Annotated in this window: 10 protein-coding genes; 3 read left to right on the forward strand and 7 right to left on the reverse strand. The window is 56.3% G+C overall.

The window, feature by feature from the left end; all coding sequences use genetic code 11:
• Positions 1-35: 35 nt before the first annotated feature.
• From G6K99_RS22040 to G6K99_RS22050, 3 genes are all read right to left on the reverse strand, one after another.
• Positions 36-473 (reverse strand): BLUF domain-containing protein, encoded by a 438-nt coding sequence (locus tag G6K99_RS22040; RefSeq protein WP_174197949.1) that lies wholly within the window; start codon positions 471-473, stop codon positions 36-38.
• Complete coding sequence (locus G6K99_RS22045; RefSeq protein ID WP_174197950.1) at positions 466-2,097, reverse strand: bifunctional diguanylate cyclase/phosphodiesterase; 1,632 nt, start codon at positions 2,095-2,097, stop codon at positions 466-468. The genes G6K99_RS22040 and G6K99_RS22045 overlap by 8 nt, the downstream gene beginning before the upstream one ends.
• 493 nt (positions 2,098-2,590) lie before the next feature.
• Positions 2,591-4,531, reverse strand: a complete 1,941-nt coding sequence (locus tag G6K99_RS22050) for a methyl-accepting chemotaxis protein (protein WP_174197951.1) — start codon at positions 4,529-4,531, stop codon at positions 2,591-2,593.
• A gap of 382 nt (positions 4,532-4,913) precedes the next feature.
• On the opposite strand from G6K99_RS22050, the gene G6K99_RS23450 reads away from it, so the two are divergent.
• Positions 4,914-5,216, forward strand: a complete 303-nt coding sequence (locus G6K99_RS23450) for a cold-shock protein (protein ID WP_174197952.1) — start codon at positions 4,914-4,916, stop codon at positions 5,214-5,216.
• Between the two features lie 597 nt (positions 5,217-5,813).
• Here G6K99_RS23450 and G6K99_RS22060 read toward each other — a convergent pair.
• The 3 genes from G6K99_RS22060 to G6K99_RS22070 form a co-directional block, all read right to left on the reverse strand.
• On the reverse strand, positions 5,814-6,851 hold the full coding sequence (locus tag G6K99_RS22060) for a 4-coumarate--CoA ligase (protein ID WP_174197953.1): 1,038 nt from the start codon (positions 6,849-6,851) through the stop codon (positions 5,814-5,816).
• Positions 6,852-7,038: 187 nt separating this feature from the next.
• Positions 7,039-8,349: a sensor domain-containing diguanylate cyclase gene (locus G6K99_RS22065; RefSeq protein ID WP_174197954.1), complete on the reverse strand. Its 1,311-nt coding sequence runs from the start codon at positions 8,347-8,349 to the stop codon at positions 7,039-7,041.
• A gap of 14 nt (positions 8,350-8,363) precedes the next feature.
• Positions 8,364-8,723, reverse strand: a complete 360-nt coding sequence (locus tag G6K99_RS22070) for a hypothetical protein (RefSeq protein ID WP_197978195.1) — start codon at positions 8,721-8,723, stop codon at positions 8,364-8,366.
• A 263-nt stretch (positions 8,724-8,986) separates the two neighbouring features.
• Here G6K99_RS22070 and G6K99_RS22075 point away from each other — a divergent pair, with 263 nt between their 5' ends.
• Positions 8,987-9,436: a MarR family winged helix-turn-helix transcriptional regulator gene (locus tag G6K99_RS22075; RefSeq protein ID WP_174197955.1), complete on the forward strand. Its 450-nt coding sequence runs from the start codon at positions 8,987-8,989 to the stop codon at positions 9,434-9,436.
• A gap of 53 nt (positions 9,437-9,489) precedes the next feature.
• Positions 9,490-10,722 (forward strand): FAD-dependent monooxygenase, encoded by a 1,233-nt coding sequence (locus tag G6K99_RS22080; RefSeq protein ID WP_174197956.1) that lies wholly within the window; start codon positions 9,490-9,492, stop codon positions 10,720-10,722.
• A gap of 216 nt (positions 10,723-10,938) precedes the next feature.
• Here the strand turns inward: G6K99_RS22080 and G6K99_RS22085 are convergent, their stop codons facing one another.
• Positions 10,939-12,123: a diguanylate cyclase gene (locus G6K99_RS22085; RefSeq protein WP_174197957.1), complete on the reverse strand. Its 1,185-nt coding sequence runs from the start codon at positions 12,121-12,123 to the stop codon at positions 10,939-10,941.
• Positions 12,124-12,654 lie beyond the last annotated feature (531 nt).

Raw genomic sequence — 12,654 nt, forward strand, 5'->3', positions numbered from 1 at the left:
ATCGTCATGGCAGTCGCTCTCTTCCCATCAAAAAGCTAAGCGGCCTCTTCCTCAATCGCGAGCTCTTTCAAGAGCGAATGGATTTCATCGCCACTCAGTCGGGAAGGATCGAACCCGCTGGAGGAACCGATACCGGCGAAGCGCTCAGCGTGCATATCCGGTCGGCCGATAAAGCCCATCGCCCAGTTCGGGAAAGACCGATGGCCTATTGGGTCTAGCGCGAGCAGCGAGACATCACCGTGTCGCTCGTCCTGTTGGATACGCTCGAATGCGGCTTCTACTCTGTCCAGAGGTCCTTCGAGGACCTGGGCAAAGCACCCCGCATTAAACAGGAGCGCGCCGGTAATCTCGTTGCGCTCGTTGTTCACCCGGCTTTTGGCCAGGATCTCGTCGACATTCGAAGCAAATACTGCTTCGTCGTGGGCGATATGATTGCGGCTATAATAGACGAGCCGGTACATGCTGCTAGCCATGAATGAATTCCTTTTTCTCTAAATCGTTTTGCGCCAGAAAGGCAGGGACTTGATCCGTGCCCATTGGCCGACCGGTGAGATATCCCTGGACGTGCGTGCATCGCTCGCCGCGGATCCGCGCCAGCTGTTCAGCGGTCTCGACGCCCTCGGCTGTGATGGCCATGCCGAGGCTCGTGCCAAGACTTGCGATCGATCGGAGGATTGCCTCGCTATCAGCGTCGTCGCCGGCAACAAAGGAGCGATCAATCTTGATCTTGTTGAATGGGAACTTCTGTAGATAACTCAACGACGAATAGCCGGTCCCGAAATCGTCCATCGAAATCTTAACACCTAGATCGCGCAGGGCCCTCAGCGTCTGAATAACGTTGTTTGTATCATCCAGGAGAGCACCCTCGGTGATTTCGATTTCAAGTCGTTGAGGTGGCAATCCCGAGTTCTTAAGCGCCGATGCGACTGTTTCCAGCAGCGTGTCGGCCTTGAACTGAAGCGGTGAGACGTTGACAGCAACGATCATCTCCCCTGGCCAGGACATAGCTTCGATACAGGCAGTACGCAGCACCCACTCGCCGATCTTCACGATCAAGCCATTCTCTTCAGCAAGTGAAACGAACGAAAGGGGCGGGATATTACCCTTGATCGGATGCTGCCAGCGCAAAAGCGCCTCGAAGCCGTCCACGCTATTGGTGGTGACGTTGAGAAACGGTTGGTAGTTCAGCTTAAACTGTTTGAGCGCCAACGCACGACGTAGATCAATCTCCATTTCGCGGCGACCGAGAAGCAAAGCATCCATGCCGCTCTCAAACATGCGGTAACGGCCACGCCCGGCCTTCTTGGCCTCGTACAGAGCAAGGTCACCATTGCGCAGTAGGTCACGCGGCTGGATCGCATTGGTCCCAAGTGCGACGCCGACGCTCGCGCCGATATTTATCGTGTGGCCGTTGATGACATATGTGCGGCCGACGAGGTCCACGAGGCGAGATGCGAGCGTCACGGCCGCCACCTCCTCATCGACGTTATGCTGCAGGACAACAAATTCGTCTCCGCCTAACCGAGCAACGATGTCACCCTTGCGACAAGCAGCCGTCAGGCGGTCGGCAACCTTCTTCAACAGGAGGTCGCCCACCGCATGTCCAAGCGTGTCGTTGACCATTTTGAAGCGATCGAGATCAAGGCAGTGAATGGCGACCGACGAGGCAGCCGGACCGTCGCTTAGAGCAAGAGAGAGTTGGGACAGAAGTGCGTTGCGCTTCTTAAGACCAGTCAGCTCGTCCAGGGTTTCTTGCATCTCGGCGGCTGGTGCCTCGCTTGAAGGTCGCAGATCGATAAGGAAGCGCCCTTCCCCGAGGGGAGCAAACGCTGCCTCGAACTTCTCGCCGTTCAATAAGGTCAGGATAGCGGATGGGGTGCCTGTAAGCCAAAACGTAGAGCCCGGAAACAGCGAGTGTACGTCACATCCAACAACTGCTCCGAATACAATTTGGCCTGCCAAATTTGAGTATATGACGATAGCATCGGCGTCGGCGACAAGGACGGGATGCGGCAAGTTTTCAAGAACCTGCTCGGCACTCGGCGTTCCAGGGGAATACTGTGCAGACCTGTTCGGTGAAAGTGTAGCAAGTGACATGACGGCCTACCAGTGCGAGTTGTCCGAAAGTAAGTGGAAGATATTACTCAACAATAGCTTCATTTCCGAAAATATGAGGGTTCCTGGCGACAAAGTTAGTGACTGCTGAACGAATATTAGATCTAGCTTAGGTAGATGGAGAGGCCGGGGTTGGCGCAACAAGCTTACTGGAGAAATGCCGAAGAGCGGCCCCTGACGTTACGCCACATTGTCTATTGTCGTGGAGGGTTAGGCAATTCGCGGACTGATTTTTAAGCGTAAGCAGGCTGTTGCGGGTATGTACTTAAAGCCGTGATTTGCGCGGCATCCTGATAACTCTTGCTTACTCAGACCGGCCGAACCCGCAGGTGCGCCACTAAATTGGTTCAATGGCTCGACCTCCGTTGTCAGACACAACGGGCGCTTGATCCACGCAAGTCGCTCCAGCCCGCAATAGCCGCGGTATCGACTGATATCCGCGGCTATTGGCTTGCTGATCGCTGGGAGCTGAGCTTCAGAATTCCTCCCACTCGTTGGCAGCTACAGCGGCATTGCCGTAGAAGGCCGTTGCCAGCTTACGGCTCAAGGCACGGGCCGGCGAAGCTCCGGATGTTTCGCGGCGTTCTGAAGGGCGCATTGCCTGAGCGAGTGTATATCCACGTCGACCGCTTCCACCCGACAGCTTGAACTGTGACAGGAGTTCGTTCAGCGAAGCTGCATCGCGCGCCATTCCATGGCTTGCGGCAGTCTGCTCCTCGACCATTGCGGCGTTCTTCTGGGTGTCCTGGTCCATCGCGTTGACGGCGGTGTTTATTTGCTGAAGGCCGGACGATTGTTCCTGAGCGCTCTCGACGATTGCGCTGACATTGCGGTTGATTTCCTGGACTTCCGCAACGATCGTTTCCAGTGCGCGGCCGGTTTCGCCAACCAGAAGTACGCCGTTCTGGACCTGTTGGTTGGACGCATTGATCAATGTCTTGATCTCTTTCGCAGCATTGGCAGAACGCTGAGCAAGTTCACGCACTTCCTGTGCGACGACCGCAAAACCCTTGCCGGCCTCCCCTGCGCGGGCGGCTTCGACACCGGCGTTCAGAGCGAGAAGGTTGGTCTGGAAGGCAATCTCATCAATCACCCCGATGATGTTGCCGATTTCGCCCGAAGACTTCTCGATCTGCTGCATAGCCCTGACAGCGTTCTGGACGACTTCACCGGACTTCTCGGCGCCCTGGCGGGTGCGGGCAACGAGAGAGCCGGCTTCCTGAGCGCGCTTGGCGGCGTCCTTGACGGTGGTGGTGATTTCTTCGAGCGCTGCTGCGGTCTCTTCGACAGACGCGGCCTGCTGTTCGGTTCGCTTGGCAAGATCATCGGCGGACGACTTGATTTCAGCGGAACCAGCCTCGATGCTGCGCGCATTCTCGGCAACATGTTCAAGTGCCGACTGCAGCTTTGACGCAGATGCGTTGAAGTCGTTACGGACGCCGTCGAGCGCTGGCGTAAACGGCGTATCAACGCGGTATGACACGTTGCCTTCGGAAAGCTGGCTGAGCGCTCTGGCAAGGTTCTCTACGGCGAACTTCACGTCGGCAGCTTCTTGGCTTCTCAATGCTTCGCGCTCGACGCGTTCACGTTCAGAAAGACTGAGATTGTCGATTGCCTCCTGCTCAAGGCGAAGACGCTCCAGAGCGTTGTCGCGAAAAATGGCGACAGCCTCAGCCATCATACCAACCTCGTCTTTGCGGCCCAGGCCATCGATCTCTGCGTCTGTGTTGCCGGCAGCAAGCGAAGACATGCGTTCACGAAGGCGCGCCATCGGAGCGGTGACGCCTGTGTGGGCGATCGCCATGGCAATCGCAACAGCAACCGCGATACCAATAAGCATTCCGATGAGGGCTAGCTGGATAGTGGAGGAAACTTCCGCCGACAGCTGGTCACCGCCGTTCTTGATCATATCCGTCATCGCTCCGTTGTTTGCACCAAACTTGGGAGACAATTCGATGACGATTTTGTCGAGATCGCCTGACAATGCAGTAACCTTAGCAGTGTCGCCGGCGGCATGAGCCTTCAACAGAAGGTCGCCGATGGCTGCCAGCTTGTCGATATCGAGGAGAAGCTCTTGCACCGCAGCATGACGGCTAGGAACGAGGCCTGGGACGTGCTCTAGTCGACTGCGGGCTCCTGCAAGCTCCTTGCCAAAACGTTCAGAAAGATTTGCAAAAGCCGCCGACTGCGGGGCCTGAGCCAGCGCACGGCTGAGCCACGTTGTGGCTGTCCACGTGGCTGCTGCGCCGCGTGGAAGAAACGCTGCAGCGGTGCTCTCTTTATGGAGAAAGCTGGAATAGGACTGGTTCGCCGCGCTGAAGCGCTGTGTGACGAACAACAGGCCAGCGAGGGAGATGACGCCGAGGACAGCGATCGCCATCAGGAACTTGGTCTTGATCTTCAGGTTTTTAAGCATGGATGACCTTTGCAGGGAAAGGAATGAGCGCAGCGGGGAGAAAGGAGACAGGAGCCGTCGTAGACGGCGCGCATCATGCGCGTAAAAGGATCTGATCGATCTCGGTGTCCTGGCGGGAAGGTAAGAGAGTTCTTATAAGAAAAGATTACTCAGGTTTCCCTTGAGTTCTGGTTTCCTTGTGAATACGCGATAGCCTGGTAGAAATATGCGCATGGGACAGCGCATGATTGCTGCCGTCAGAAATTGTTGACCCGCTAAAGCTGCGGAATGCAATAATCGCAATCATCGCGACGCACTAACTCAGACGTTCCCGATCGTCGATTGTGTCGCATTCATATATGGCAGCCATGAAACCCAGTAACTCGGCTGAGATAGGGAAACAATGTATGCCACAGGAACGGTTAAGTGGTTCAGCGTAGCCAAGGGGTTCGGATTCATCACACCTGACGATGGCACTGCGGACGTATTCTTGCATATCTCAAAGGTTGAGGAAGCCAATCTTCCGACCTTGGAGAATGGCATTGCTCTTCGGTATTCCATTGGCTCGCGGAACGGGAAAGTCTTTGCAGAAGGCCTCTCGGTCATTTCCAAGCCGAAGGCACCTCAACGCGAGCCTGAACCGGATAATGCAACTTCAACTTTCGAGAAAGAATTCGAGAAGGAGTGGGGTCTTCGACGGCGATAGCTGTCATGGATGCTCAAATCGTGAGCGACTTCGTTTGACGCGACATCGATCCACATTGTGCGCAACCAGCTCGGCAGCTTTGTCTAATAACCATTTGCGTGACTGGTTCGTTCAGTTCAGTTCAAAGTGTGAGTATGGGATCTAGTGCCTCCGAGTACCGCGCGCGCGTTGGGTGAAATCGCATAGCGCGATAGAACCTCGAGCTGTGACACTTGAAGGGAACGAAGCTTCGTTCCGCCAACCCATGTACGACACAAATCATATTTACTGGTGATAAAGGGCGAAAAAGACACAGTAACTTGCTGAGTGGAGAGACGGGTATGGTTCGGCAGGTAGCGAGCAAGACAACTACCGATACCAATTGATTGTCATCTCGCTTAAGCCACAACGCGGTAACATCCCTGGCCTGCCAGTCTCTTATACCACGGTCGGGTCAAGAAGTAGTTATTTGGTCGCTGTCAAGTAGGTGTCCTGCAGTTCACCCCGGCAGACTCTTAGTTTTTATAACCGATAAGACCGGCAATTCACTGACTTTACTCGCTATCGAACGAGCGTGTCGTGAGATCACCACGATACTGAAGCGTTGGAGGCTGCTGTTTATTCCACCCAATCTGACGCTTTCCCAAATTCATTGGTGGGTAGATTTGTGCCGAAGGTCCAGCTCTTTGGACATTCAACGGCGGACAGGCGTTGCATGCACCACTGGTCGAGTCTTGAATGGAGACCGATTTCCGCGTTGGCAGAAACTGGAACGACGAACGCTTTTAACCGCGCGCCTGAGGGAGTCGATTTTAGGCGAACGGACGCCCGCTCCACCTCCGGATGACGCTCGAGTTCGGCTGCAACCCGCTGAGGCCAGACATTAACCCCTCCCACCTGCACACCGCCATCCCGCCTGGCGCCGACGGTGAATGAACGGTTGCCCGTTCTGATAAATTCATCCGGTACATCATACGATTGCTCACCTCTTTCAAGCCGCGTCAAACTGCCGGCAGGCTCTCCGTCACTACTTGGGAAGCGCCAATGCGGCATCAAAGTGAAGCCATCGTCCGGATGTCGACGCCACCCAATACCAGCGGTCTCAGTTGATCCGTAGAGTTCGGTCATGCCGGAAAGACCGCGCTCAAGGAGCGACATTACTAACTGAGCTGGGCAGGGAGCGGTCGATACGACGCCGTTAACACCGGGCGGCCAGGCTGACACTGTCCTGTTTATAGCCGCCCATCGATCAGGAAACGTAACGACAAGGTCCCCAGGCACCAGCTCGTGATTCAAAAAACTATGCGTGCACGTTGTCTCGGCGATCACCTCCACGCCCAACTCGTCAGCCAGAAATGCAGTGAGAATGCAGCCGTAAATGTGATGCGCCGGAGTCAGTGCGATAATCCGGCGGCAGGACTGGAAATAACCAGCCAGAAACTGAGCTTCTTCGATCAGGAAAGTCGCATCATGCGTGTATCGCCTAGGCAGTCCGGTCGATCCAGACGTCAGGAAGGTAATTTTCGATATGCCCTGATCCCACGCCTCTTCGATCGCTTTCAACCAGCCTCCAAAGGTCTCAATCTCCATGAGGTTAGGGGTTGATGTGTTTTCGTAGAGATGAAACACCTCGTTGACGGCGGCACCTATCGCCATAGTCTCCAGGGAGTCGAGCCCTAGCCCGCTGCCCGTTCCATCTCTCAATGAAAGGTCTGCGTGCCAGACCTCATTAGCGGCAGCAGCCGAGTAACCCGGGCGGGAAGATGGTCCCCGCTGGGTTTTCAACTCGGCTTCGATGAGGCTTTGCAATACACGCGCAGCCGACCTCGGGCTCAGCATTTGCTCATTGCGTCTCGTTTGCAGTCAGTGGTGGGGCAGTCCTGTTGCGGCCCGCGCGCTTGGCTTGATAAAGAGCTGCGTCAGCATCAGCGAGTATGGAAGCAACGCTTTGCTGCGCGCCCAGTCCCTCGGCGCAACCAAAACTGGCAGTCACATAGATTGTCGACTTTTGCGTTACGATCGCAGTTGATGCGATAATTTTGCGAAGGGACTCCGCGAGCTCAACTGCTTCCTCCAAAGCTGCACCTGGAAGAATGATAGCAAACTCTTCTCCGCCTACCCGCGCAAAAACGTGTCCAGGGCGAACTGCATTGATACAGACCTTCGATATGGTCCGTAGCGCATCATCACCGGCACCATGGCCATAGCTATCGTTGATCAGCTTGAAATGATCGATATCAAAGGTAACGAGCGCGAACGGTCGTCCGAGCCTTTGGCTACTGATATGTTCCCTGTTGGCCGCATCGAAAAAAGCGCCACGATTATAAGCACTGGTTAGATGGTTGGTCTGCAAAAGCTTCTTGAGTTCCCGCATATCCGTGTCACGGCGCTCCACCTCGCGCATAATGACGGTATACCCTCTGATTGACCTCTGGTCGTTTGACAGTTCGTCGACACAGACTGCGATCAGGCTTTGGCACCAGTATCGCTCTCCATTTTGACGAGACCCCCAGCCTTCATCCAGATGCCAGCCGTCTTTTCGCGCCTGTTCCAGGCGATGCGCCGTGGATAGCAGAGTTCCTTCTGGTCGATCTTCCATCAAATCCTCAACCGAGAGCCCATTGAGTTCGCTTTCGTCGTATCCAGTTTGCAGGCTGAGAGTGGAATTTACAGCGTTTATACGACCATCTGGGCCTAGAGACGCAACACCAAAATCTTTGACGCCTTCCAGAAGTGACCCGAACCAGGTCTCTGCTTCTCGTAGCCGGCGTTCCTGGCGCACCTGCAAAGAGACATCCGCAAGGGTGACCACGTAGCGCTCATCCTTGAGCTTAACGATCGTGCAGCTGAGGACCTTCGGTGCGTCTGAGCTACCGGTATCCTCTGGGCCAAGATATATCCGGTGGTTGGAACAGATCGTTCCGCGCTTCGCGCTGAAGTTTTGCACCAACGAACGCAGCTCAGGTGCGTAGTTTTGAAGGGCCTTCAGGAGGTTCGTCGCCATCCCGTCCGTCGATAGCGACATCATCAGGTTCATAGCGAGCGGGTTCATCAGCCGTATCGTGCCGTCCTTCTCGATGTCGACAAGGCCGACTGGACAAGCATATACAAACTGCAGGAGTTGTTCGTATTCGTCGTCTTGTGGTTGCTGCACTGGAAGATGCCCGGTTATCGCTGGATTAGGATGTATCTCAACGTCATCTCGCTGCTCTTGAGCAATCGCAAGCGGACAGGTGTCGGACGCATTCGCAATGTCAGTACATAGGGAATAACGTCATCTATTTCGGACTCATCCTCAAAGCGCTGCGCCACTAAAAAATTGTTCATGCACTGGGCGATTTCGTTGAAGTAATCGCAGTCCAGGACGCTTTCTCGCCGGAGCCCGGCAAGGGCAGATTCCCGTGCGTTGTAGCGACAAACCATTCCGCTTGCATCAAGACCAATGACGCCAAACTCAACCGAGTCGAGCTGGTCATCGTCCATAGCCTCCAGCTCTGCCCCGGAAATATTCTCGAATACCGATGTCACAGTTGGCCTCTATTGTTTGAGTTGCGGGATAGGGCCACCGGTCGGACATCAAGTCAAGGCAGACAAACATTACTGGGTAGGTTCGGATCCCTTCAAGACCCCCAAAACGGCTGCATTGCGTGCCGCCAAGTTAAAGGAAGCATAACGAAGTTGCTGCGGTAAAGCTCAGCTTTTGGAGCAGTTGCTTTATTAATTTGAGATCCACGGATCGTGCAGCAAATCTTGTGCTGGCAACCGGGTCGTAGTTCGCCTAGGAAAGACCTATGCAAGAACAGGACGACCATATTCATCCGGAGGCGGCAGTCGCTCCCGGCTACCTGGCCAATCACGCTGCCCGTGTGTTCAACAGGCTGGTAGATACGGCCTTGCGACCATACGGGCTTTCGCTTTCTCTGATTGGCCCGATCATGCTCCTTTCCTGGAAGGGACCGATGCTCCAGCGCGACCTTGTGCGTTCCTCCGCAGTCAAGCAGCCGGCGATGGTCGCGCTCCTCGACAAGCTGGAAGCGCTGACGCTGATCCGCCGGTCGCCCTCGTCACTCGATCGCAGGGCGGCAATGGTCGAATTGACGAGCCAGGGGCAAGAGGCAGCCCGGCGGGGACGCGACGCGCTACTAGCTGCAAATGCTAGGGGGCTAGAAGGCTTTTCATCCGAGGAGGCAATGTCAATGGTTCGCCTTTTCCAGCGACTGATCGATAATTTCGAGCGCTGACGACGGAACAAATATATCACGAGTGATGTTCTTTACGGAAAGGAGATCATTGCATGTCCCGTCGCATCCTCATCACCGGCGCAAGCGTCGCCGGCAATACAGCCGCTTGGTGGCTAGGCCATTACGGCTTCGACGTAACAGTCGTCGAAAGCACCCCAGAGTTTCGAGACGGTGGGCAGAATATTGACATCCGGGGTGTGGGCCGTGAAGTGCTGCGCCGGATGGATTTGGAACAGGCAGCCCTCGATCGCGGAACAGGGGAAGAGGGGACTGTCTGGATCGATGAGCATGGCGGAGAGGTCGCCAAATTCCTCACTGCCGATTTCGGTAGCGCTGGCCCAACGGCGGAGATGGAAATCCTACGTGGGGATCTTGCTCGCCTCCTGTACGAGTCAGCCCGCAACTACGCGACGTTTCGTTTCGGCGATCGCATCGATCGCATCGATCCCATCGAAGAAGGCGCAGAGGCGGTCTCGGTTGCCTTCTCGAGCGGGCAGACCGAACAATATGATGCGGTCGTCATCGCGGAGGGCGTAGGCTCATCGACACGCGAGCTGGTTTTCCCTCAGGAGAACGAACCGCGATGGATGGATCTCACCATCGCCTATTTCACCATACCGCGACAGGCCGACGACGACCAGATGTGGCGCTGGTACAATGCGACGGATGGCAGAAGCATATCGCTGCGGCCCGACACGCATGGAACGACGCGGGCCATGCTGTCGCTCCAGCAGCCACCGAACGGCGAGCAGGAATGGACCGTCGAGCAGCAGAAGGCCTATCTCCGCGAGCGATTTGACGATTCCGGCTGGCAGGCGCATCGGGTGCTGGCCGGCTTGGAGGAGACCGAAGATTTCTACTTCGACGTGCTGCGGCAGGTGCGCATGGATCGGTGGTCGAAGAGGCGCGTCGTGCTTACCGGCGACGCGGCCTGGTGCGCAACACCGCTTGCGGGGATAGGAGCTACACTCGCTGTGACAGGCGGCTATGTGATTGCCAGCGAGCTGCGGCGGAAAGGCGACATTAGGCAAGCCTTCTCCGCCTATGAAGAGGCGATGCGGCCAATGGTCGAGAAAGGGCAGGGCGTACCAAAGATTGCTCCCCGCATGATGAACCCGCACAGTCGGCTCGGCATCAACCTGCTGCATCACGCCCTCCGCATAGCGAGCAAGCCGGCTATTCGCGGTCTTGCCACCAAATTGTTCGCAAGTGAACCGGATGGACCTGATCTTTCGCGATACGAGAAGTTGCCTTTGCACCAACGACCTCATCGAACTGGACCTTGAGGTTTAGGTCGGAATCCCCGTGGAGCGGGCGGCGTTCGTAAGCGCACGGTCAGATTGCTTTAAGCCAGAGCTGGCTTCTGCTTTTTGATAGGCTGCAACCGCTGCCGTGTTGTGCTCGTGATCATAACAAACCGCTTCCACTGAAGAGTTTTGGACATCATGGCGCGGGGAGATGCCAAACTCGCGCTTGTACTCCCTGCCACAGTTGCCACTGACCTATGATGCAAGCGAACGGCTCAAGGGCGTCGTGGGCAATTCGTGTGGGCAGGCTGTCTCAACCCGGTTTCGTCCAAGGGCTTTTGCTCGGTACAGAGCACCATCGGCGCTCGCGAGCATTTTGGCGAGGTCATGGCAGTCCGGTGCCGCAAGACCAATACTGACGGTCGCCTGGGTCTTCAGGCCCTCTGCTTGCGCGGCTGCGATGGCGAACCGGCGTGCGATCACTGAGCCACGACTGAGAGCTTGATGATGGTCGCACCGTGGCAGGAGTGCGGCGAATTCCTCACCACCCAGCCGGACAAGAAGCGCATCGGGTCCCGCTTCTTCGCGGGCGGTCTCTGCGAACAGCTTGAGAATCTGATCTCCGACTGGATGGCCGTGACGGTCGTTGATCGCCTTGAAGTGGTCGAGGTCGAAGGCAAGCAGGGAGACGGGGTGGCCTTGCCGCTCCCTGATGATCCGAGCTGCCTGCTCAAAAAAGGCGTGGCGGTTCGCAAGCCCGGTCAACTGATCGGTTTGCGACAGGCGGAGCAGGTGCTGCTTCTCCTCCTCTCGAACGATCATCAGAAAGGACATCGGCATCGCTACAGAATACAAGACGGCCTCGTACATCGTCGCCTTTCCGATGGTGGAGAGAATATCTGGCCCGTACAGCTGAAGGAGGGAAGGGGCAATGAACGCGCGGCAGAGGTAGAACACGGCGTGGAAAGCTGAGATCGATACTGCGATCGGACGCGAGCGCAATCGCTGGACCGTGCGGCTGCGCAGAAGTATCCAAGATGTCAGGCCGCAGGTCAGCGCGATGGGGACAGACGAGACATGGTTCCAGAAGGCGGCCGGGAAGTGCGTGCCAGCGATCGCCCAGGCGAGAGCCAGGAGGCTTAGCGCTCCAGCAGACGACCAGACATATCGGTGACCGTCGAGGCCGGCGATGGCGTTGAGGACCAAAAGGTAGCCCAACACCATCAGGATGTTGGTTGCCCCCATGCCGAGCGCGACCGGGATTTGGCTGCGGTTCATTGCAAGTGCGCAGCCGAGAACGAACGCGAAGAGAGCCGCAGCCATAACACCGAGCACGCGTGCGCGACCTGGATGAGCCTGCCTTTCCCAAAGGAGAAGCGACGCTGACACCAGCAGCGTTCCGATTGTTAAGTACCAGAGAGTTTGTAAATCGATCTGCATTGCTCTGCCTGCCTTGAGTCAAAGCTTACAGGGAGGTGTTTGAAGGATTCTTTACGGAGCCTCCTATGCCGCCGACATGGTTGGCGTAACGTTAAGCGTGGCGTTACATGCCTGCACTAATGCATAGGGTTGATTCCCGCTGTCACACAACTTGCCAGCGGATCGAATGTGACGGTCGCATCTTTAGCCGCCGCAGACCCGCACCAAGTGGAAGGTGATATGGTTTTCAGTACAGAAAACATCATCGGTTTGCATTCAACCGAGAGCGCCATTGAAGCTGCCCGGCATATAACCGGAATGTCGCCTCGTCATTCCCAACCGCCTGCACCAAGGGAGCCGAGCGAAGCATGATCTCGCTGGGCGGCGCGTTCGCTGCCGCTCAGCGCCAGTGTGGCAAGATCCAACTCTGTCGCGCCGCAACAAAGTCTGGGTCGTGTCTCCGTGAAAAGTGGCAGCCTAGTCAATCTGGCGAGAACGAGCCAACGACGAAGTGGTAGCGCTCATCATACTTTCACGAACACCTGCCAATCG

The organism is Neorhizobium sp. AL 9.2.2 (assembly GCF_013317225.1).
Taxonomy (GTDB): Bacteria; Pseudomonadota; Alphaproteobacteria; order Rhizobiales; family Rhizobiaceae; genus Neorhizobium; species Neorhizobium soli.